Annotated in this window: 24 protein-coding genes, 1 tRNA gene, 1 CRISPR repeat array and 1 other annotated feature; of the genes, 1 reads left to right on the forward strand and 24 read right to left on the reverse strand. The window is 35.8% G+C overall.

What is annotated here, in order from left to right; all coding sequences use genetic code 11:
- Window positions 1–96: 96 nt before the first annotated feature.
- From BN1225_RS04915 to BN1225_RS04980, 14 genes are all read right to left on the reverse strand, one after another.
- Entirely contained in the window at window positions 97–498 is a 402-nt protein-coding gene (locus BN1225_RS04915; RefSeq protein WP_041138684.1) for a MerR family transcriptional regulator, read from the reverse strand.
- Between the two features lie 80 nt (window positions 499–578).
- Window positions 579–929 carry a MazG nucleotide pyrophosphohydrolase domain-containing protein gene (locus BN1225_RS04920; RefSeq protein ID WP_197066536.1) on the reverse strand — a complete coding sequence of 117 codons (351 nt, stop codon included), beginning with the start codon at window positions 927–929 and terminating at the stop codon, window positions 579–581.
- Window positions 930–1,061: 132 nt separating this feature from the next.
- Window positions 1,062–1,138: transfer RNA gene (locus BN1225_RS04925), tRNA-Arg, on the reverse strand.
- A 110-nt stretch (window positions 1,139–1,248) separates the two neighbouring features.
- Window positions 1,249–1,566, reverse strand: coding sequence for a hypothetical protein (locus BN1225_RS04930; RefSeq protein WP_041138686.1), 318 nt, complete (start codon window positions 1,564–1,566; stop codon window positions 1,249–1,251).
- Window positions 1,567–1,577: 11 nt separating this feature from the next.
- Window positions 1,578–2,075 carry an outer membrane protein assembly factor BamD gene (locus BN1225_RS04935; protein ID WP_041138687.1) on the reverse strand — a complete coding sequence of 166 codons (498 nt, stop codon included), beginning with the start codon at window positions 2,073–2,075 and terminating at the stop codon, window positions 1,578–1,580.
- Window positions 2,076–2,153: 78 nt separating this feature from the next.
- On the reverse strand, window positions 2,154–2,621 hold the full coding sequence (locus BN1225_RS04940) for a metallophosphoesterase family protein (protein ID WP_041138688.1): 468 nt from the start codon (window positions 2,619–2,621) through the stop codon (window positions 2,154–2,156).
- Window positions 2,618–3,904: an alpha-L-fucosidase gene (locus tag BN1225_RS04945; protein ID WP_041138689.1), complete on the reverse strand. Its 1,287-nt coding sequence runs from the start codon at window positions 3,902–3,904 to the stop codon at window positions 2,618–2,620. The genes BN1225_RS04940 and BN1225_RS04945 overlap by 4 nt, the downstream gene beginning before the upstream one ends.
- A 183-nt stretch (window positions 3,905–4,087) precedes the next feature.
- Window positions 4,088–4,704: a CRISPR direct-repeat array (repeat unit 30 nt; unit sequence ATTTAAATACATCTTATGTTGTTATTAAAC).
- 367 nt (window positions 4,705–5,071) lie between these two features.
- The gene (locus BN1225_RS04950; protein WP_041138690.1) at window positions 5,072–6,040 is read right to left on the reverse strand and encodes a GerMN domain-containing protein; all 969 of its coding nucleotides are present in this window, start codon (window positions 6,038–6,040) and stop codon (window positions 5,072–5,074) included.
- Window positions 6,041–6,106: 66 nt separating this feature from the next.
- Window positions 6,107–6,889, reverse strand: a complete 783-nt coding sequence (murI, locus tag BN1225_RS04955; protein ID WP_041138691.1) for a glutamate racemase — start codon at window positions 6,887–6,889, stop codon at window positions 6,107–6,109.
- A 9-nt stretch (window positions 6,890–6,898) separates the two neighbouring features.
- Complete coding sequence (locus tag BN1225_RS14935; protein WP_052466358.1) at window positions 6,899–8,062, reverse strand: M15 family metallopeptidase; 1,164 nt, start codon at window positions 8,060–8,062, stop codon at window positions 6,899–6,901.
- An 85-nt stretch (window positions 8,063–8,147) separates the two neighbouring features.
- Window positions 8,148–8,354: a helix-turn-helix domain-containing protein gene (locus BN1225_RS04965; protein ID WP_041138692.1), complete on the reverse strand. Its 207-nt coding sequence runs from the start codon at window positions 8,352–8,354 to the stop codon at window positions 8,148–8,150.
- A 44-nt stretch (window positions 8,355–8,398) separates the two neighbouring features.
- Window positions 8,399–10,162 carry an excinuclease ABC subunit UvrC gene (gene uvrC / locus BN1225_RS04970; protein ID WP_041138693.1) on the reverse strand — a complete coding sequence of 588 codons (1,764 nt, stop codon included), beginning with the start codon at window positions 10,160–10,162 and terminating at the stop codon, window positions 8,399–8,401.
- A gap of 8 nt (window positions 10,163–10,170) precedes the next feature.
- Window positions 10,171–12,489, reverse strand: a complete 2,319-nt coding sequence (locus BN1225_RS04975; protein ID WP_041138694.1) for an endonuclease MutS2 — start codon at window positions 12,487–12,489, stop codon at window positions 10,171–10,173.
- A 7-nt stretch (window positions 12,490–12,496) separates the two neighbouring features.
- The gene (locus BN1225_RS04980) at window positions 12,497–13,330 is read right to left on the reverse strand and encodes a CvpA family protein (RefSeq protein WP_041138695.1); all 834 of its coding nucleotides are present in this window, start codon (window positions 13,328–13,330) and stop codon (window positions 12,497–12,499) included.
- Between the two features lie 91 nt (window positions 13,331–13,421).
- Between BN1225_RS04980 and rnhC the strand changes: the two genes are divergently transcribed.
- On the forward strand, window positions 13,422–14,321 hold the full coding sequence (gene rnhC / locus BN1225_RS04985; protein ID WP_041138696.1) for a ribonuclease HIII: 900 nt from the start codon (window positions 13,422–13,424) through the stop codon (window positions 14,319–14,321).
- A gap of 7 nt (window positions 14,322–14,328) precedes the next feature.
- Here the strand turns inward: rnhC and BN1225_RS04990 are convergent, their stop codons facing one another.
- The 10 genes from BN1225_RS04990 to sigE all read right to left on the reverse strand — a co-directional run bounded on the left by BN1225_RS04990 (window position 14,329) and on the right by sigE (window position 22,952).
- On the reverse strand, window positions 14,329–14,796 hold the full coding sequence (locus tag BN1225_RS04990) for a deoxycytidylate deaminase (protein WP_041138697.1): 468 nt from the start codon (window positions 14,794–14,796) through the stop codon (window positions 14,329–14,331).
- A gap of 67 nt (window positions 14,797–14,863) precedes the next feature.
- On the reverse strand, window positions 14,864–15,784 hold the full coding sequence (locus tag BN1225_RS04995; RefSeq protein WP_041138698.1) for an RluA family pseudouridine synthase: 921 nt from the start codon (window positions 15,782–15,784) through the stop codon (window positions 14,864–14,866).
- A complete protein-coding gene (gene lspA, locus BN1225_RS05000; RefSeq protein WP_041138699.1) occupies window positions 15,760–16,263 on the reverse strand; it encodes a signal peptidase II in 504 nt (167 codons plus the stop codon). The genes BN1225_RS04995 and lspA overlap by 25 nt, the downstream gene beginning before the upstream one ends.
- A gap of 133 nt (window positions 16,264–16,396) precedes the next feature.
- Entirely contained in the window at window positions 16,397–19,150 is a 2,754-nt protein-coding gene (gene ileS, locus BN1225_RS05005) for an isoleucine--tRNA ligase (protein ID WP_041138700.1), read from the reverse strand.
- Between the two features lie 33 nt (window positions 19,151–19,183).
- Window positions 19,184–19,388 (reverse strand) — a binding site (T-box leader).
- On the reverse strand, window positions 19,386–19,823 hold the full coding sequence (locus BN1225_RS05010) for a DivIVA domain-containing protein (RefSeq protein ID WP_041139039.1): 438 nt from the start codon (window positions 19,821–19,823) through the stop codon (window positions 19,386–19,388). (Overlaps the previous feature by 3 nt.)
- A 13-nt stretch (window positions 19,824–19,836) precedes the next feature.
- Window positions 19,837–20,601: a YlmH family RNA-binding protein gene (locus tag BN1225_RS05015; protein WP_197066537.1), complete on the reverse strand. Its 765-nt coding sequence runs from the start codon at window positions 20,599–20,601 to the stop codon at window positions 19,837–19,839.
- Window positions 20,602–20,635: 34 nt separating this feature from the next.
- Window positions 20,636–21,067, reverse strand: coding sequence for a cell division protein SepF (locus BN1225_RS05020; protein WP_041138701.1), 432 nt, complete (start codon window positions 21,065–21,067; stop codon window positions 20,636–20,638).
- A 61-nt stretch (window positions 21,068–21,128) separates the two neighbouring features.
- Window positions 21,129–21,368, reverse strand: coding sequence for a YlmC/YmxH family sporulation protein (locus tag BN1225_RS05025; RefSeq protein WP_041138702.1), 240 nt, complete (start codon window positions 21,366–21,368; stop codon window positions 21,129–21,131).
- Window positions 21,369–21,391: 23 nt separating this feature from the next.
- Window positions 21,392–22,171: a sigma-70 family RNA polymerase sigma factor gene (locus BN1225_RS05030; RefSeq protein ID WP_041138703.1), complete on the reverse strand. Its 780-nt coding sequence runs from the start codon at window positions 22,169–22,171 to the stop codon at window positions 21,392–21,394.
- 85 nt (window positions 22,172–22,256) lie between these two features.
- Window positions 22,257–22,952, reverse strand: a complete 696-nt coding sequence (sigE, locus tag BN1225_RS05035) for an RNA polymerase sporulation sigma factor SigE (protein WP_147585177.1) — start codon at window positions 22,950–22,952, stop codon at window positions 22,257–22,259.

Genomic DNA, 22,952 nt, shown 5'->3' on the forward strand with positions numbered 1-22,952 from the left:
TACAAACGCTTTCATAATATAAAATATATATATGATTATATATTTATAGGTTTAAATCTATATAAAACAAAAAGCTGAACAATGAAATAGCTTCTGCTATTTTCTTGCTGCAGCTTGTTTGTGGATACTTTCCGTACCTGCTTCCAATGCCTTTTTATAATACTGACATTTATGTTCAATTGTTTTCATTGATTTTTCAAGTTCTGCCATTTGTGCTTCAACAATCCGTTTTCTTTCTAAAAACATGTCATAACGCTGCTGCAAAGTGGCATCTCCTTCTGCACACCAAATACTAAATTGCTTAATATCTTTAATTGGCATACCGGTATTTTTTAAACACTCAATAATCCCAAGCATTCCCAAATCAGATTCAGAAAATACTCTCACTCCTGAACTCTTTCTTTCAATAAAGGGCAATAAACCCTCTTTATCATAATAACGAATCGTTGAACTGGGTAAATTCAATTTTTCCGCAACCTGTCCTATTGTATATCCCATAATATCCTCCGTTTAAATAAATCTATATAACGATTATCATTAAACTAAGGAAATGTCAAGAAAAGATAGTCTTTATCTTATTATTTTGTCCATTGTCTTTGACAATTTTGCATTTCTTTCTCTTTTAACGCCTTAAATAAATCAATATTTAATTTATTACAAATACTTAAAAGGACAATAAAAGTGTCTGCCACTTCACTTTCAATCGTATCATAATGACTGATCTTACTCTTATCCGTTCTTAAATCTGTAGCATCTTTTCTTATCGCTTTAGCCAGTTCTCCCACTTCTTCTGTCATCATCAACATTGTTTTTTCAATTTCCTGCTGATCAAATCCACGCAGTTCAATGACTTGCTTAATATATTCCTGTACTTCCTGCAATGTATTTGTTTCTGATAATCGTTCATACAATTCTATCTGCTTTGACATAATATCCCTCCGTTTTCACCATTATAGCATAATTTTGCTGATTTAATTTTTATATTCCTTAATCTTTAAAATTCCACAATTCATCTTTTAAAAGGAAAGAAAAAAACACACCGAAGTGTGTTCAAATTCAAATGGCGTCCACGACAGGATTCGAACCTGTGACCGCACGCTTAGAAGGCGTGTGCTCTATCCAGCTGAGCTACGTAGACATCTCTTACTGACTGCTTTTACATATTATCATTAATCAACTTATTAGTCAATCATTTTTTGATAAAATTAGTAAAATCTCACAGCCTAATGGATGTGAGATTCTTTCATTTTAGTCAACGATATCTTTTACATCGTTAGCGACTTTACGAGCAGATTTACCTAGTTTGTCAAATCCTTTTTTAACGTCTTTTTCCAACTTTTCTACTTCCTGATGGTTTTTAAACGCTTCAAGCATAGAAGCGACATTTTCGCCTAGTTCCATCATACCATCACTGGCTTCTTCAACACCATCTTTTGCCATTCTTTTCGCATCTTTAGCGTATTCGCCCATTTTCTTTGCCATATCACTATTGGCAATTGGATCGATTACTTTATCATCTACAAAATCAACAGCCTGTTCTAAATTATTCTTACTTTTCTTATTCATGGTTATCCTCCTTATCCGTTCTTAATCATTTCGCTGAATTTATGTACCATATCATCTTTTGCTTCGTTAATCTTACCTAATCCAGTCGATATATCATTCTTTAATCCAGTGGAAATTTCGCTGGTTTCACTTTCAATTCCACCGCTGACATTGCTGATGAAACTGCGTACGTTTTTTCCTAGTTTTGCAATTTCATGATTGCCTGCCTCTTCATTTGTCCCGGCAATATTTTCTAAATAAGAACTATAATATCCCATTTGTTTCGTCACTTCATAATCAGAAAATGGGTCCTGCATATGGGTATCAATATATTTAATGGCTTCTTCTACATCATTCTCTAAATTATTGCCGATGTTTTTAGCTTCATTTTTCCCTTTATCAATCATTCCTTCAACATCCTTTTGTAATGTTTCGGCTGTTGTTTTAGGACTGGATTGACACCCACTTAAAACAAAGATCATCATGCTGAAGATAAAAAATGTTATTAACTTTTTCAATGTATGATTCATCATCATCCCTCACATTCTATTTATAGCTTTCAATATAATGTGTGTTTCTTATAAAAATTTATACAAAAAAAGAGATCATTACGATCTCATTTCAATAAATTCCACATTCATTTTTCCATTATCCATATAAAGAACAGCATAGCTTGCCGGTGATCCACCACGAGGTAAATGCGTTGATCCCGGATTAATTATTTTGATGTTTTCAATATCGATATTCATTGGCATATGTGTATGTCCACAGCAAAGAATATCCAATTGATTTTCTTTTGCAAATTCTTTCATTGCTTCTTCTTTATTGAAATAGCCAAAATATTGACCATGGACAACACCTATACGATACCCTTCAAATTCAATAATCTCATAATCCTTTAAATCTGACGTCCAATCGTTATTTCCGCGGACAGCTACAAATTCTGATAACTGATCATCATAGCCTTCATTATCACCGCAATGAATAAATAAATCAGCGTCTTCATTATCTTCCAACACCTGAATTACATCTGCAGCCCGACCATGATTATCAGACATGATGACTATTTTTTTCACGATTTTAAGGTAATCTCCAATACTGTATCGATAGGATTAGGTAAATCATTTGCTCCGGCAAAATTGATGAAAACAATATCCGGATAGTTATTAACGGTCCAGTAATCCATCACTTTCACTTCTGTTCCATCATTTAATAAAATAATCGATTCAATCTGATCTTTACGAATGCCAAATAGTGGAATTCCGCCAATTGACATTTCCATTATATGATAATAAAGTTTATTTCCTCTTCGGGTCATACGTCCGTTATCCGGTTTTGTGAGTTCGGCAGGTCCGCAGCCATAAATGCTTTTAGAATAATCTGCCATCCATTCTCCAATTTCATTTAAAATACGAATAGATTCTTTAGGGAAACGTCCGCGTGCATCTGGACCGACATTTAAGATCATGTTTCCGCCTTTTGATACACATTCCACTAATTTACGAATGATAGTCGATGATTTTTTAAAATTATGATCTGCAGAATGGTAACCCCAGTTATCATTCATTGTAATGCAGGCTTCCCATAATACCGGATTTCCCATGTCATCTAAAATGCCATAAGGAGGAATGACCTGTTCTGGTGAAACAAAGTCCCCTGAATAATCCGTTGGATGCTGCGTTGCCAGTGAACCAAATCCTTCACCGCTGACTTCCAAACGATTATCTAAAATAATATCCGGCTGATGTTTTCTAACCATCTCTACTAATTCTTGAGCTTTCCAAGTTTCCGCTGTCATGTTGTCATAAGAAAAATCAAACCACATGATATCAATCGGTCCGTATTGTGTACACAATTCTTCAACTTGTCCATGCATATATGTTAAATAACGATCAAAATCATGCAATGTATCTTTAAAAGCTTCATTTCTTCTTTCCGGATGTTGTTTATCTCCATAATGAGGAAAATCCGGATGATACCAATCGATTAAAGAGAAATACAGTCCCGCTCTGATTCCCTCTGCACGAAATGCTTCTAAAAATTCTCTGACAAAGTCACGTTTCGTTTTATAGTCAGTCAGCTTACTGTCAAATAAACAATAGCCGTCATGGTGTTTGGCAGTTAAAACGGCATATTTCATTCCTGCTTTTTTTGCCATTTTTGCCCATTCTTTCATATCGCAGTCGTCTGGATCAAAGGCATCAATATACTTTTGATAATCCTCATTACTGATCTCTTCGTAGCTTCTGATCCATTCTCCTCTAGCCGGAACAGCGTAAGCTCCAAAGTGGATGAACATCCCAAATCTTGCATCTTTATACCACTCTACTCTTTTGTTATATACTGCTCTATCAAACATTCTTTTCACCTCTGTAACAGTATAACATAAAAAAAGAAAGAAACAATCATCATACGATAATTGTTTCAAGTTTACAAGTTTCCTCTAATTTAATTAAAATATTCAATGACGAATCTAAATATGTTCCTAATTGTAAATTTTTCATATCCTTAATTCTGCTCTTGAGGCAGACTCATCCTCAGAAAATAAATACATTTTATGTTGTTATTAAACGGGCATTATAGCTATCATATACCACGAAAAGCATTATTTAAATACATCCTATGTTGTTATTAAACTTATACGGATTATGTAGCTTACACAACTAAAGAAAAATTTAAATACATCTTATGTTGTTATTAAACGAGTTGAACGTGAAAATGGTTATCTAGTAGGAATATTTAAATACATCCTATGTTGTTATTAAACGAATCATGGGACATAAAGCTAGAGATTTAACCGAATTTAAATACATCTTATGTTGTTATTAAACATTACCTCGGCTAAAGAGTATGTAAACTTTCACACATTTAAATACATCTTATGTTGTTATTAAACGGTAAGCAAAGAGTAGTAGAAATGTTGTTGGATAAGATATTTAAATACATCTTATGTTGTTATTAAACTCTGTTTTAATTCCATCGCAAGCCTCTTCTGCCTTTATTTAAATACATCTTATGTTGTTATTAAACTTTGGATTTTTTGATTATAAATATAAAGACAAAAAATTTAAATACATCTTATGTTGTTATTAAACTTTCCATATACGAACAATTCTTTTTGCTGTATATATTTAAATACATCTTATGTTGTTATTAAACCCTCGTAAATACCGCTTTCTGTAACTCCATTATTTCATAAATCCCCTGTAAATTCAAGGGATTCTTCTTATTTTACCAGCGACACCTTTGTTTTTACAAATAGAATTCAAAATAAGAGAATAGCCAGTGTTTACAGGCACAAATAGACATTTTTAAAAAATGAGGCTGGTAAATTATTTAGAATAAGTGGCTCTAATAAAAACGTAGTCTACAAAGAATAAAAAAGCAATTAATCAATAGTACCTCATTTTGTTGATTAAAAAAAGTGTAATAAATACAATAAAATTGACCACTTAAGCTTTTTGTTTAATGAATGCAACGCTTGAGATAACAAAAAAAAGAAACAATCATCATGCGATGATTGTATTTACATTTTAACTACATTATAGACAACATTCTTTGATACGATTTCATCTTTACCAATGGCTTCTCCGTTGACTTCAAAGCTAATGGTTTCCACTCCGTCGATTTGTCTTAAAGAAAGCAGCAGCATATCGGTTACTTGTGGATTTAATGACATTTCATCCAGCAATGCCCCATCGCTTAAATTTACGATCAGTCGTCCGTCCTCAATGCGTGTTCCATCCAATACCTTTAGATTTTCAAAAGCTTTGTTTTCACTGATCAAAGATGAAATCGAGTTTTGTGAAAGCAAGATGGATACTTTGTCTTGTACAGAAAGATCACTTGTATCAATGCGTTTTGTAACGGGGACATAGAAATCCTGTCCATCAATCTGCTTATTTCCATAGACAACTAAAGCGCTGGTCTTATGTAAATAAGCGTTCACGGTTTCAAAGTTATTTAATCCTAGATTATGCCCATAGTTAGCACTCAATGAAATATAACTGTCTGGCAGATTCGTTATCTCATTTCCATCCGATGTAAAATGAAGTTTTTCAATGCCTTTATAATCACATAATGTCCAAGTTAAAGCCTCAATAAACTTTAAGCTTTCTTCTTTGCTGAGATTTAATAATGCACTGTTGAAATCAATCGTCAGCAGTTTTTCATTTAATGATGTACTGTTGACCTGCAGATCACTGCTTAAAACAGGCGACAGATCTGGCAATGATGCCGGACTTTCTTTCATTTTATAAAGAATATCCATTACATCTTTTTCTAACTGTCCGCTCTCTGTTAATTCGATATTGACGGGTATTAAAAGTCCGCTATTATCTTGGTAAACTACTTCTTTGTAACTCCCGCTTGGCTGATCATACACAACGTTTGATACCGGTTGTTCTTTTGTATCTTTATTTTTCATGTAAACAAAACCCACCGCTAAAACAAAAGCACAAACCAAAAGCGTATTGATGATCTTCTTTTTTCTCATATTCTCACCTCATCCAATTATATTTATGAGACTATAAAATATGCAAAAAACTGAACATATGTTCAGTTAAACTTCAATATGATGCACCTTAATTTCTTCAAAGTCAAAGAAGCTTCCGGCAGCAAATTTAAAATCTTCAACATCCCCCGTCGTATTAATCTCTATCTGTCTTGTATGCTGCGTATCGATCAAATGGTGCTCGCTTAAATAATAGGCAACTTCCTTAGAAACAGATTCACTTGAAGAAATATAGCAGATGTCTTTTAAGACCTCCTTAAACTGATTGGCAATAATCGGATAATGCGTACAGCCTAAGATAATAGAATCAATCTTTCCTTGATAGGCAGTTACATATTCCTTGATGGTCTCTTGAATGCCTTTTTTATATTTACCGGATTCAATCAAAGGGACCAGCTTTGGTGTCGCGAGTTCGTTCACTTGCACCTGCTTATTATATAAGGCAATCGTATCTTGATATTTATGAGAATCAATGGTTGCTTTTGTCGCAATGACCAAAACCTTTTCCTTTTCTTTCCTTAAAAAATTTTGTACTGTGGAGTCAATAACCCCAATGATGCGTGTATTTGGATAAGCCGCTCTTAATTCTTCCAGCACATTGGCAGAAGTCGTATTGCAAGCTAAAACGATAATTTTGATTTGATGAGCAATAAAATATTCTACTACTTTTGAAGCACATTCATATAAAGCTGCTTTGCTTTTATCCCCATAAGGACAGTTTTTATTATCTCCAATATACATTAAATCGGTATGAGGAAGATCTTTCATCATAGTCTGTAAGACGGTTAATCCTCCTACTCCAGAATCAAATATTCCAATCGTGTTCTTCATGTTTATCTCCTACTTCTTTTTGCTGACATATTCTTCTAATGTCTTATAATTTAGATCATGCATCTCTTTAGCAATCTCTTTTCCGACATAACGATACGTATATGCATTATATTCTCTTCCCGTTTCTTCACTTTTATCTTTTGGATAACGCAAGATAAAACCATACTGATAGGCATTCTTCTCAAGCCAAGTAAAGAATGGGGCATTTTCAAAATCTTCCACTGCTAAATTGGTCACTTGGAACGAGACTGTCATTCCCAACTGTTCTTCAAGATGTCCTGCTTGCTGTTCGTTTTCAACTAAGGCAGATTCATAGCTCTTATAAGCACTGCGTATATAATAAGGCACAAAATCCGAACTGCTTTCATAAGCATGACACATTTCCTTGAGTGCCTGATATGCTTCTTCTCTTAAATATAAGAAATACGTATAACGTGGTAAGTCTTCGATTAAAGACAGATCATCCGGAACATAGCTATCCACCGTTGTTTTACCTTTTAAAACAGCGTCCAAAGCCGTCGGTTCTTCTAAAAAGAGAACTTCTTTTGCGGCAGTAGAAGCAGAAATCAGGCGTTCTACCTGATGAGGCGTGTAAAATTCAAACAAATCTACCAGAATCTTTGTACAGGCATCCAAAGACTGATACCCTAATTTATTTAAGGATTCTAAATTATCCTCCACTAAAGCTAAATAGCTGTAGTCATCAATCATATAAAAAGGCTTCAATTTCTCATAAATCGTGATATGTTTAAGATTAAAGTTAGTATTATTGATATAATCATTTAGAAGTTTCGCATTAATCAGTGCCGTTAAGTTTTCTCCGACCGACCAAGGCGTATCTGCCTTTAAACGATTGACGATCGTATTCGTCTGTGTAACGACCTCCTGTAATGTTGGATATGTACCACTTCTTTCAACACTGTTGTAATATTCATAGTTTTGAATCTGAAAACCGGGATAAGTAATATAACGAATAAATTCAAAGACCCCTACATTATTTTCTACCATATAATTCTGCTGTGCTTCATCCATATAGGTCTCAATTAATATACGGCTTTCGTTGTTCATTCCGGCAACACGATAAAAACGATCATATTTATTGTTTATTCCTATGAAAGCAACTAAAAAGCATACTCCGGCAAATAAAAAAATATGATAATGTTTTAGTTTCACGGTATCACCTCGTTGTTTCCTATTATATAATAATTGGCTCTTATTTACCACTATTATATGAAAAGAACCCTGTAAGCAAGGTTCTTTACTCTATCTTAAGTTCATTCAATTTAATCAATTCCAGCACTGCCTGTATTCTGGAAGTCACTCCTAATTTCTGAATGACGTTAGAAATATGATTACGGACAGTTTTTTCACTGATTTCGAGTTTCTTGGCAATATCTCTGGTCGTGTAATGATTGATTAACAACTCAAAAATTTCCTTCTCACGTTTAGTAAGTATTCCTGGCATGACTTTACCCCCTTAGTACATCATATGAGTAAAATCAAAAATGGTTATCGCTTATCTAACTCTGCTTTTAAATTTTTTGCGACTTCTTTAGGTAAGATCTCTTCAAATTCCTCTAAAGAAGCTTCTTTCATCTTCTTCACACTCCCGAATTTACGCAGTAATTTCTTCTTACGGACTTCGCCGATTCCTTCAACCTCATCTAAGATTGAAGCAAATAAAGATTTTGAACGCACATTTTTATGGAAACTGATCGCATAGCGATGGACCTCATCCTGCATTCGCGTCAATAAATAAAACAACTGGCTTTTCCGGTCGATATCCACAGGGTCTCCGTTTTGGTCTAGCAATAAAGCGGTGGAATGCTTATCATCTTTGCTTAACCCACTGACATAAATATCCAAATTTAAGCTGTCTATGACTTCTTTTGCCGCTTTAATTTGCCCTTTACCCCCATCGACGATAATCAGATCCGGTTTTCTTAAACCGTCCATCAATACACGAAAATAACGACGATAAACGACTTCTTTCATACTGGCATAGTCATCCGGTCCCTCAACCGTTTTAATTTTGAATTTGCGGTAATCGTTTTTAGAAGGTTTCCCCTCTACAAAGCAGACCATTCCGGCAACGGAATAACTTCCCTGAATGTTCGAGTTGTCAAACAATTCAATAACGGCTGGACGCTTAATATTTAAAGCCATTCCCAACTCATCGATTGCGGTGACATTTTTATTCTCGGCAGTTTCCATCAAAATAAATTTCTTTTCCAGCATTTCTTTAGCGTTGTCGCAAGCCATCTTCACAAGATCTGCTTTATTTCCTCGGGTTGGCTGCAATACTTTACACCCTAATACTTCTTCTAATAATTTAAGGTCATCCGATTTTGGCATCAAGATTTCTTTTGGCAAAGTGTTTTTCGCATAAAAATGAACAATAAAACTTGATAGTTCTTCTTCAATATCCCCATAAATGGGAACTAAATTAATATCACGCGCTAACAATTTTCCATTACGCATAAAGAAAATCTGTACACTTAAATACCCTTTATCCACATGATACCCGATAATATCACGGTCCACTTGATCATTAAACTGAACATGTTGTTTACTGGTGACATGTTGGATATAACGAATCAGATCACGATATTCCTTCGCCTGTTCAAACTGCAATGTTTCACTTGCGGTCTGCATCTTTTCATGAAGATCACTGATAATCTCTTTTACATCACCATTGATAAACTTGGTAATTTGAGTGGTCATCTCATTATAAGTTTCTTCATCTACTTCATTGATACATGGACCTAAACATTGATTTAAAGAATAATATAAACACGGTTTATTGGGAATATGATTGCATTTTCTTAACGGGTATAAGCGGTTCAGCAGCTTGTAAATCTCTCGAGCTGCTGTGGCATCCGGGAAAGGTCCGAAGTATTTATTCTTTTTATCCTTTACATCACGAACGATCTTCAATCGCGGATGGCGCTCTTTAGTCATCTGGATATACGGATAATAACTATTATCCATGAACATAATATTATACTTTGGCGTATAGTCCTTGATCAGGTTGATTTCCAAAAGCAAGGCTTCTTTTTCAGAATGGGTCACAATATAATCAAAATCAACAATTTCACTTACAAGTTTCGTTGTCTTATAATTATGTACCCCCATAAAATAAGAAGAAACACGATTTTTTAGTTTTTTTGCCTTTCCCACATAAATGATTGTTCCTTCACTGTCTTTCATCAGATAGCAGCCGGGTTCTAATGGGAGCAAGGCTAATTTTTGTTTAATCAACGTCGTACTCATGGCTTCTCCTATTCAAAATATACTAATGTGGCACCCAGACCGCCTTCGTTAGGTCCGCCGTCTCGGTAAGACACAACATTCTTATTACGATCTAACATCTTACGAACTCCGTTTCTTAATACACCGGTGCCCATTCCATGAATGATGCGGACATGCGGATAATTGCTTACGAGTGCATCATCCAGGAACTTATCAACTAATCGCATAGCTTCTTCGTAACGCATACCGATAATATTTAATTCATATTGACCGCTGCCAACCTTTTTCAATGATTTTCGATTTGCTTTCATTTTTGGTTTAACGGCTTTGCCTAAATATTGCACTTCATTTTGCTGAAGCTGCATTTTTAATCCTCCAAGAGAAATGGTTAGCTGACCGTTTTTAGCGACTGCGGTTACTTCTCCTTCACGGTTAACTGAAAGAATCTTTACTCGATCTCCAACAACAAAATCATGTTTTTCATCACTGACTAATTTCACTTGCGGATCGATATGTTTCATTTCATCTAATTGATGACGAGCATCGATCACAACATGCATTTTCACATCTTTTGCCTGTTCCTTTAAATCATCTAAAATAAGCTGAACATTCTCTTTGGCTTCTTCGATCAGCTGATTTGCTTCTTCTTTTGCTTCCTTCAGCAATTTTTCTTTCTCTTGTTCAATCTTTGCAAGCTGCTGCTGAAGTTGCTTTTCCAGCTGTTTATGATAAGCAATCGATTCATTAAGATGTTCCTGGAGCTGACGATTATTTTCTAATTCCATTTCCAAACTCTCTAATAAATGATCCTGTTTAGACATGCTTTCTTCTTTTATAGCACGGGCAGAAGCCACGATATGATCGTTTAAACCTAAACGTGTTGAAATCTCAAAGGCATAGGACTGACCAATCAAACCTGTTAATAAATGATAGGTCGGACTCATGGTATCTAAATCAAATTCCACACTGGCAAATAATACAAAAGGCTTTTCCTGTGCATATTTTTTCAACCCGGAATAATGGGTTGATGCTACTACATGACAATGATATCCATGCAGATAATCCAATACCGCTTGAGCAAGGCTTTCTCCTTCACGCGGGTCTGTTCCGCTCCCGATTTCATCGATCAAAATCAAAGAATGGTGAGTGACTTCATTCGTGATCTCAACAATCTTTTTCATATGTGATGAAAATGTTGACAGTGACTGTTCGATGGATTGGTCATCCCCAAGATCACAGAAAATCTGATCATAAAAAGGGACTGTTGCTTCAATGGCGGGAATTGCCAACCCGGCTAAACTCATTAACGATAATAAACCAACTGTCTTTAAAGTAACCGTTTTCCCTCCGGTATTGCTTCCGGTAATTAAAAGCATCTCATGAGGAGCACTCATTTCAATATCGTTGGCGATGACCTTTGCCGGATCGATTAAAGGATGACGTGCCTGTTTTAAAGACAAGTGATCATAATCTTCACTGATATGTGCAATTACTCCATCTATTGAAGCCGCATAGCTTCCTTTAGCGAACATAAAGTCCAACACTTTCAGCGTTTCCTGATTTGCGAGTAAAATCGCACTGTTCTCTTTGACCTTTTGTGACAATTCAAATAAGATGCGTTCTATTTCTCGTTGTTCCTTATTTTTTTCTTCCGTCAGCTGATTGTTCATCAACACAACACTCTCAGGTTCAATATAAGAGGTATGACTGGTAGAAGATTCTCCGTGAACGATCCCCTTGACATTGCCCTTACTAAGTGTTTTTACAGGTAGCACAAAGCGATCATTACGCATCGTTACGATGGCTTCACTTAAGTATTCCTTTTGACTGCTTGCCAGTTGATTCATCTTGGCGTGAATTGAAGATTCAATATTGCGAATTTTCTTACGAATTGAATACAGAGCACTGGATGCATGGTCATTGACTTCCCCATCGTTGCCGATACAACGCTGGATCTCCTGCTGTAACGGTTTAATTTCTACCAATGTCTTAACTAATTCATCAAATAACGGCGTTGCCAGCTCGTGTTCCTCATGATACAGTAAAATGCTGTGTACAGCATCTAACGTTGCATTGATATCCATTAATTGCTGTGGATATAAAATACCATCCATGTTGGCTTTTTGACACATTAAAGAAAGATCATGCAGTCCGCCTAATGGCAAACGCCCATAACTGAAAATCAAACGAATCGCCTCATCCGTTAAACGCAACTGATAAAGCAGTTCATTCTTATCTTCATACATAGCAAGCTCATTCACTAATTCTTTTCCTAATGAACAAGCGGTAAAGCCAAGTAACTGTTGTTTAATTTTATCAAACTCTAAAGTTTCTAATATATTTTTCATAATGTTCCTATTCTACGATAATCTTATTATTGACAATATCCTTAATATCTTGCGGGATACCTGGAATATCCAATAATTCGTCGATTTGTTTTTTTGTTTCCTGATCGACTTTTACATCCTGTGCCTGCTCAATGTCACTGCGATAGCTTTCGACTAGATCCGTCACATCCTGTGGAGTCACTAATCCCATACTCTGGGCACTATTGATCATTGTTTTTAAAGTAGACAATGAATTTTTATCCAGTTTATCTAATGAAAAAGATGAAAAGTCTAAATTCTTTGTTAGATTGTAAGTATCACTTAATGCATTTAATTGTTTGCTTGCTTCCGGCACTAAGTTTAAAATATGACTGGCAATCGTGGAATTCCCAATGATGCTGCTTCCGTCTTTAACAAACGGCATCATCATGACACATAAGGCAATAAAAGCAAAAATCAAGCCTTCGATCAAGCTTAAAGCACTTCCTAAAATACCATCGATAAAACGGCTGAATGCCAATGTATCAATCAAACGTTTGATCGTATTGCGGAATACAAACAAGATCACCACTTTTAATATCATAAAAATAATGAATAAAATAATAAAAGCAATCACCTGATAAATAAGGGGATAGAATCCTTTTAATACCTCACTGATTGCTCCGTTTGATATACGAATTTGAAAAGTGAATAATAAAGAGATTGGCTTAGATAGTATAAAGGCGAGAAAAAATGCCAGAATACTTAATATGAATGAAAAGAAACGTGTAGTAAACCCCCGAAAATATCCTACTACCATACTAATGAATAAAAAACCTATGACAATAATATCCAAAATAAATGATGGATTTAAGTTACCCATATAAATCACCTCTTAAAGTATTGTAACAAATTAAATTTATGCTGTCAAAAAGGTTGAAAAAGTGTTATAATTAGGCTAGGAGGCGAATGAAATGGATCCTATTGTCATTGTCACAAATGAGACTGCTTTAGAAAAAATGAAGAAATTCTATGATAGCCAAATGATAGATAGTAATGAGTCAAACATTATTTTTTCTGCACAAACAGTTGGATGTCATATCGTCTGTTATGAAAACCTTCAGGTTGAATTTGCAGGGAACAATGCTTTGATCGAAGCGAGCCGTTGGGAAAAGATCGATCATCCTAACAAAGAGACAGATCAGGAAGGATTATTCTTGCAAAGTCATATCGGTGCGGCGGAAGTTGGTTCCGGAGATTATTTCGGCCCAATGTGTATTGTAGCCTGTTACGTCGATGAAAGAGATATCGATTGGTTAAAATCTATCGATATACACCATCCGCAGTCCTTAACCGATCAGGAAATTGTAGCAAAAGCAAAAGCAATTAAAGACCGTATGATTTACAGTCTTTTACTTTTGGATAATGCTCATTACAATAATGCGATCAGTCACGGAACGAATCAAGCAACATTAAAGGCGCAGCTTCATAATCAAGCGATTACAAATGTGATGCAAAAACTTCAACAACCGGTTGAAACAAAAGTCATCGAGCAGTTTGTTTCAAGCAAGACCTATTTCAATTATTTAAAAAATGAAGTCGTAGTCGTTAAAGATCTTATCTTTGAGGAAAATGCTCAGCTTAAATATTTAGCAGTAGGCTGCTCGTACATTTTAGCCAAGTATGCATATCTGCAATACTATACAAATATGTGCAAGAGCTTAAAAATCAAACTTCCACGTGGTACCGGTGCCAATGTAGACGTTGTTGGTGCGCAGATTATTAAAAATTATGGGGAAAGAATGCTCGTTAAAGTAGGTAAATTACATCTTACCAACACGAAAAGAATGAAAGAGCTAGTAAACAAGGAATAGCCAATGGCTATTCCTTTATAATTATATCAAAAGGCGGCATCTTTGTGTATTTGACACCGGCAGCATCCAACATCCGCTTTGCCGCAAGGTCACTGCTTGTCCCCGCATATTTTTCATCTTCATAAATAATTTCTTTGATTCCGCTTTGAATGATGGCTTTCGTACATTCATGACAAGGGAATAAAGAAACATAGATTTTACAATTTTTTAAATCTTGTGTACTGTTTAAGATCGCATTTAATTCCGCATGAACCACATAAGGATATTTTGTCTTTTCTAAATCACCGTCACGTGCTTCCCAAGGAAATTCGTCATCTTCACATCCCCAAGGCAGTCCATTATAGCCAACACCGACAATTTTCTTATCTGTGTTGACAATACAAGCACCGACTTGTGTATTCGGATCTTTTGAACGAAACGCCGAAAGCTTAGCGACACCCATAAAATATTCATCCCAGCTAATTACTTTGCTCATCTTCCTCACCTCTTATTCTAGTTATATCACAACTTAATGATTATGCAAGAAAAAAACTAAGAAATGATTAATCATGCTTTCTTAGTTCTTTTAATTTTTCTTCAAATTCTTTTGGCAGTTCTGCCTCGAATGTCATCACTTCATTGGTCGTTGGATGAACAAATCCCAATGTTTTTGCGTGCAGATATTGTCCAAAGGAATGGTCATCACGGCGATACCCATATTTAGGATCCCCATAGACCGGATGATCGATAAATGCCATATGCACCCTGATCTGATGTGTGCGCCCGGTTTCCAAGCGACATTCAATCAAAGTTAAATCCTCTTTTTCAAAGCGTTCAAGCACTCTGAAATTTGTGCGTGCCTGTTTAGAATTATGATCTGTGACAGTCATTTTCTGACGATCTTTCGTATCACGACCGATTGGAGCATCAATCGTCCCGAATTCATGAGCGATATTCCCATGCACTAAAGCGATATAGCTTCTTTCCACACTATGCTCACGCAGCTGATCGCTCAAATGATGATGTGCCTTATCATTTTTAGCGACCATCAATAATCCGCTGGTTTCCTTATCGATACGATGTACGATTCCCGGACGAATGACACCGTTAATTCCAGATAAATCCTGACAATGATAAAGCAAAGCATTCACTAATGTTCCGCTGGTCACGCCTACTGAAGGATGCACGATCATCCCATTGGGTTTATTAATAACAATGACATCTGTATCTTCATAAACCACTTCCAAAGGAATATCTTCTGGCAGAATTTCCATCTCTTTATCTTCCGGCAATTCGATTTCAATTAAATCTTCTTGTTGTACTTTATAACTGTTTTTTTCCGTTTTCCCATTTACCAGCACTAACCCCTCATTAATAAACTGCTGAATACGAGTACGGGTCAATTCCGGCAGCATCATGGCTAAGTATTTATCTAAACGGCTTCCGACATCTGCAGCTTCTACGATTTTCTCGATTGTCTCCATTGTTTTAACTCCTCTTCAAAAGTATCTAATATAATTAAAAATACCCCTAATACGATACAAATATCCGCAATATTGAAAATAGGGAAATCATAGCCAAAGATAATCAGATCGACAAAGTCACGAACGAATCCCAACATAATACGATCCATACAATTTCCAATAGCTCCGGCAATGACTAATGCAAAACCAAAACGGGCGAATTTATCTTCCGGTTTCGTTTTAAAGAAAAAGTATCCTAAAGCCCCTACTGCAACGACAGCCGCAATCACAAAGATCCACGTATGTCCTTCAAATAAAGACCATGCTCCTCCATAGTTTGTCATGTATGTAAAATAGAAAAAACGATCGATTACTTTTACTCCGGTTCCCCCAAAAGGCAGTACGGATTGGGCAATGATCTTCGTGATCTGATCTAAAACAATCATGACCACAATAAAAATCGGGTATATCACTAGTTCTGTTTTTTTGAATTTATTCATTTTATCACCTTATAACATTATACAAGTTTTGAGCGATAATGCAAATACTTAAAGAAAAAGCTGTGATTCTTTCATTTTATAGGCTATCATTTCTCAAGCAAAAAGAGGATATGAATTCATATCCTCTCCGTTTTTATCCATTGACAACTTCAAAGCAGCGTTCGCATAATTCTTCATCATGCATTTCATCTTCATCAAATACTGCCCAACAACGTGCACAAGTATGCCCATTGAATTTTTCTACTTTGATATAACTTGTATCAAATTCTTCTAATCCTTCTGTTTCCTCTGTCAATTCACATTTTGATACGATAAACATCAGTTTTAACGTCTCTTTTAACTTTTCCACATCGGCAAACTCTTTCTTTAATGAAAGGGTTACTTTTGCTTCCAGTGATTTTCCGATCACTTTCTCATTACGTTTTACTTCCAATGCTTTCAACACATCTTTTCTTACTTCCATGAATTGACTCATCAAATGATTGGCTTCTTCCAAATGCGGTAAAGCAAGAACTTCCGGCATTTTTTCCATACAGATGGACACTGCCTTTTCTTCACCGAAATCAAAATAGTCATGTAATTCTTCAGTAGTGAATACTAAGATCGGTGCATATAAGCGAGTCAATGCTTTTAGATTGTAGTAAAGAACAGTCTGTACCTGACGACGACGCTTATTCTCTTCTTTTTCAATGTATAAGATATCTTTTGTGAAATCGCCATAGAAAGCACTTAACACATTGATCATGTAGTTTGACATCAACTGATTCACTTCTGAAAAATCATAGCGGTCATAAGCATCGATAGCTTGGGTGATGACTCCATTTAATTGTCCCAATACATATTCATCGACTAATTCAAGTTCATCCAAGCTGACTAAGTCTTTGACTTTAAAACCATTTAAGTTTCCTAATAAGAAACGCAGTGTATTTCTGATCTTACGATATCCTTCGGCAATCTGCTTCATGATGTCATCACTGATACGCACATCGGCCTGATATGCCACTGAGGTTGCCCACAAACGAACAACATCTGCTCCATATTGGTTCACTAATTTGATTGGATCGACTACATTCCCTAATGATTTAGACATTTTATTGCCTTTTCCATCCAATACGAATCCATGAGATAGGACAGATTTATAAGGAGCTTTTCCATAAACCGCAGTTCCGATAATCAGTGAAGAGTTAAACCAACCACGATATTGATCGCTTCCTTCAAAATAAAGTTCCATCGGATAGTAGCCTAATCTTTCTTTCATACATCCGGTATGACTTGATCCAGAATCAAACCAAACATCCATAATGTCTGTTTCCTTTTTAAAGATTCCATTTGGTGAATGTTCATTCGTATATCCTTCAGGCAATAAGAACGATTCCTCTTTTTCAAACCAGATATTTGATCCATACTCTCTAAATAAATTTGAAATATGTTTGAAGACAGCTTCATCCATGACCGGCGTTCCATCTTCACAATAGAAGATTGGGATTGGGACACCCCAAGAACGCTGACGTGAAATACACCAGTCTCCACGATCTTTAATCATATTATAGATACGAACATGTCCCCATGGATTTAACCATTTTGTATGATCGATTTCTTCCAGCAATTTATCTCTGATCTTATCGATTGAACAGAACCATTGTGCTGTTGCTCTGAAGATTACCGGTTTTTTAGTACGCCAGTCATGAGGATAAGAGTGGGTAATGAATTCCAAATGTAATAAATGTCCTAATTCTTCCAGTTTCTTTCCGACTGTTTTATTTGCCGCATCGACATGCTGACCGGCTAAAAATTCCCCGGCTTCTTCCATCATTTTTCCTTTGTCATCTACCGGACATAATACTGGCAAATGATAGAGATTTCCGACATTAAAGTCATCTACCCCATGTCCTGGAGCGGTATGAACACACCCTGTCCCCGCTTCATCTGTAACATGGTCCCCTAAAATTACTAAAGTTTCTCTTTCATAATAAGGATCGATATCTTTAAATGGATGCGCACAGGTAATGTTTTCAAGTTCCTGTCCTTTGAATGTTTTTAAAATTTCATGTTTTTCCAGACCAAACTTAGCACAAAGTTCTTCTGCTTTGCTTTCCAGCATGATTAACTTTCCTTTTTCGGTATCCACTACAGCATAGACTAAATCAGCATTCAAGCAGATTCCTGTATTGGCAGGGATTGTCCAAGGGGTCGTTGTCCAGATGACGAACTTTTCATCACCATCTAAAACGCCTTTTCCGTCTAATACATCAAAAGTCACAAAGATTGTAGGTGATTTAACATCATAATATTCGATTTCTGCTTCAGCTAAAGCAGATTCAGAAGAATATGACCAATATACCGGCTTCTTTCCTTTGTAGATCAATCCATCCATCGCCATCTTAGCAAATACTTCGATTTGATTGGCTTCATAACTTTTGTGCAGTGTTAAATAAGGGTGGTCATAATCTGCCATTGTTCCCATACGTACTAACTGTTCTTTTTGTTTGTTGACTTGTTCTAAAGCGTATTCTTCGCATTTCTTGCGGAATTCGCTGACACTCATCGTCTTACGGTTCACTCCTAATTTTTGGATTGCACTCTCGATTGGTAATCCATGAGTATCCCATCCCGGAATATAAGGAACATAATATCCTTCCATCTGTTTGGTTCTGACGATAACATCTTTGATGACTTTATTAAGCATATGTCCCATATGCATGTTTCCGTTTGCATAGGGAGGTCCGTCATGAAAAGCAAAAGGCTTGTTTTCTTTGGTCGCTTCGTCCACTAAGTGATACAATCCCATTTCTTTCCATCTTTCAACAAATTTAGGTTCTTTCTTATTTAAGTTCCCACGCATTTCAAAATCTGTTTTCGGCATCAGTAATGTGTCTTTATAATTCATCTTTTTTCCCTCCTAATAAAAAAAGACATCCTATCAAAGGACGTCATCTATAACGCGGTACCACCTTCGTTCATGCTTACGCATGCCCTTAACATCTTAACGCGATGAACGGCTAACCTTACTTATGATTCAGGCAGCAACTCCAGAGTGATCCTGCAAAGCGCCATTATCAGTTTCCACCCACCACTGACTCTCTTAAATGGTTTTACTTCTGCACTGTCTCTTTCTTTGTTGTTTATTCTTCACTGCTTTGGTTTTCCGATTCTTTGATCAAGTAGAAAATCTCTGACTGATCGATCGTATCCAATAGATCTTTTGACATCTTTTCGACATTCGCACGAAAAGCAATCGCTTGATCCTTGTAGCCTTCTACTTCACTGTTCAGGGTACGAACATAATCCAATGACTCTTTCAAAATCATATTGGCATTTCGTTTTGCCTTTTCGATCAAATCGCTTGCTTCTTTCAAAGCCAGACGAGCAATTTCTTCATTGGTTTTTTCTGTGATATTGACACGATGAGAAAGCAGCTCGTTTTGTTTTACAAGTGTTTCTTTTGCTTGTTTAAGTGTTTCGATTTCACTGTCTTTAAGCTGTATGATCTCATCATTCTTTTTTACATATTCATCGACCATATGCTTATTATAGCCTCGAAACTGTTTCTTAAACTCCATATCACTCATCCCCTTACTTATAAAAATATCCTTCAACGACATGATTTCCCTGCTTTGTTAAACGCATCGAATCGACTAATTTAACACGTCCATGGCGCTTAAAAGATATGACATCATTATTATTACACAAAAAATTGTTTTCGACAACCTCTTTATGATTAACTTTTACAAAACCAGCCTGAATATACCGATTTACTTCATTTCTTGATAAACGATAAAAGGTCGCTAACAATACATCTAAACGAAACGAACGGACAAAGAATGTTTTGATTTGATAGTCAACCTGACTGGTAATCGTTTGGTCGGTTTCCTTTAAACGCACCTTTGCTCGCCCGGCACTTTTAAAGTCCATCTCCAATAACTGTGATACCTGTTTGTCACAAGCAAAATAGATGCCCTCATGTATCACAATATCGCCAAACAATTCCCTTTTTACCCCTAATGCCATCAGTGCGCCTAAAATATCACTGTGTTTTAATGTTTCAAACTTGCTTGGATAAAGCACTTCAAACACCGTGATTTCAAAATCCTCCGGGTTCAAAGAAAAGTAACTAGGAGCAATCAGACAGCGCTGCATTTCCGCATTTTCAATTCCACCGTAAAATTCTGCTTTTAAATCTTGATATCTGCCAATCAGAGCTTTGATAATAGATTGATGATAGGGGCTAAGAAACCCTGAAAGATAAAAGGTTTGCTGAACACTGACATGATCCATGATCGACAGCATTCTTTTAACAAATTCTTCTTCCCCTTTAAAATGAATGATAATATTGTCCATAACTACAATAAAAAGAAGCTAAACGCTTCTTATATTATCCTTCCATGACGTCATCACTGTCATCCATCGTGATGCTTCCGTCTACGGCAATATTACGAGGTGTACACAAGAAAATCTTAGGCCCGATCTGTTGTATATCCCCATCAATCGCAAAAATAACGCCACTCAAGAAATCAACAACACGCTTTGATTGTTCTTTTTGTAAACGATGTAAATTTACGACCGCTGCTTTCTTTTGTTTTAAAAAAGTTGCTATGTCCTGTGTTTCACTATATGCTCTAGGTTCAAAAAGTACTAATTGACTATCTTTACTCACGCCAAATTTTTTCACTGCATCCGTAGTGCGTGCTGAGTGAGGCTTTTCAAACATACTTGTTTTTGGGTCAACATCTACTTCTTCAACGTAGGGTTCTTCGTATTCGTCATCTTCTTCTGGCGCAAAAATCCAGTCTTTTAATTTGCCCATAATACTTCCTCCTATAAAATCATTTATAGTATAGCATATTTTAAAATAAATACCAAGAAAGTCAGCAAAAAATATTGACTAATATCACATCTTTTCCGATCGAAACAATGTTTTCAATCGGTATCACAATGACGTTAGGCTCTCTTAGAAACTTAAGGTAATTGATGATCGATCTTTGTTCGACAATGATCGCACAAATCTTCGCTAACTGAGGATCAATATCCACATCGCAGACATAACCGATGCGGCATCCGTTTTCTACATTAATGACATCTTTGCATTGTAATTCTAACAGTCTCATGCTATCCCCCCACTATTAATATATTAGGACATGAGCTCTTTTAATCTAAAAATCACATTTTTTTCTAATCTTGATACTTGAGCCTGAGAAACTTTCAGACTTTCAGCGATCTCATTTTGAGTTTTATCTAAGAAATAACGTTCATTAATGATCCAGCGTTCTTTATCATCTAATTTTTTTATGGCGTCTTTTAATGCCATTTTATTGAGGACATCTCCCATATCTTTGGTTTTATCGAACAGCTGATCGATTAAATTCAGATTATCGTTTTCCATTCCTTTTGGCTGTTCAAAAATGGACTGCACACACTGCAAAGAAGACATCGCTTCATTAATTTCTTTTTCACTAAGCCCAGTTAAAGCCATCAGTTCTTCATTGTTTGGCTCTTTTGCATAGGCATTTATGTACTCCTCTTTTTTATTCATGATCAAATAGGCATGATCACGAATCGTACGAGAAATCTTAATTGGTGAAAAATCACGTAAATAACGTTTAATTTCGCCTATAATTAAAGGGACTGCATAGGTTGAAAACTGAACATCTAATTCCAAGTTAAAGTTATCAATAGCTTTAATCAAACCTACTACCCCAATTTGAAACAAATCATCCATGTTATCGGTTCTTCGTGAGTAACGCGATACCATTGAAAGAACTAATTTTAAGTTCCCTAAAATCATCTCATCACGTAAATGAAGATCGTTTGTATCACGATATCGTCTTAATAAATCTTTCATCTCTGCATTCTTTAATACCGTTAAATGGCTTGTATCAATGCCTGAAATGTCTACTTTATATTTCGACATTCTTTTGCCTCCTTTTGTCTATATGGATAGTTTTAACGGTTTTCTTGTCTTTATACCTAAAGAAAAAAAGTAGATAAATATCTACTTAAACTTGAGTTTTATTCAATTTATTTCTTAATTTTTTTATTACTTTCTTTTCTAAGCGTGAAATATAGGACTGAGAAATTCCAAGTAAATCGGCAACATCTTTTTGCGTTAATTCATTTTGTCCGGTCAGTCCATAACGCATCAGCAATATCTTGCGTTCACGGTCATTTAATTCATCGATTGCCTCATATAGCTGTTCACGCTGTTCATTGCCTTCGATTTCTTTATTGACGATATCTACATCGGTTCCAACGATATCCGATAATAGTAACTCATTCCCATCATAGTCTACATTTAATGGCTCGTCCAAGGAAATCTCTAAGCGAATGCGATTATTTTTGCGCAGGAACATCAGAATTTCGTTTTCAATACATCGTGTTGCATAGGTCGCTAATTTTATATTCTTATCCATCTTAAAGGTATTTACCGCTTTAATCAGTCCAATTGTGCCGATGCTGATCAAATCTTCGATTCCACCATTATTGGCATTATCATATTTTTTGGCGACATACACGACTAAGCGCAGATTATGTTCAATCAACTGATCGCGTGCAGATAATGAGCCTTGCGATAATTCAATTAATGCCTGCATCTCTTCTTCCGCATTCAGCGGAGAAGGCAAGATATCATTACGTCCAATATAAAAGACACTATTGGCATCAAACAAACTTAATAAAAAATGTAAAAACTGCAT

It is taken from the genome of Beduini massiliensis (assembly GCF_000829905.1).
Lineage (GTDB): Bacteria > Bacillota_I > Bacilli_A > Erysipelotrichales > Coprobacillaceae > Beduini > Beduini massiliensis.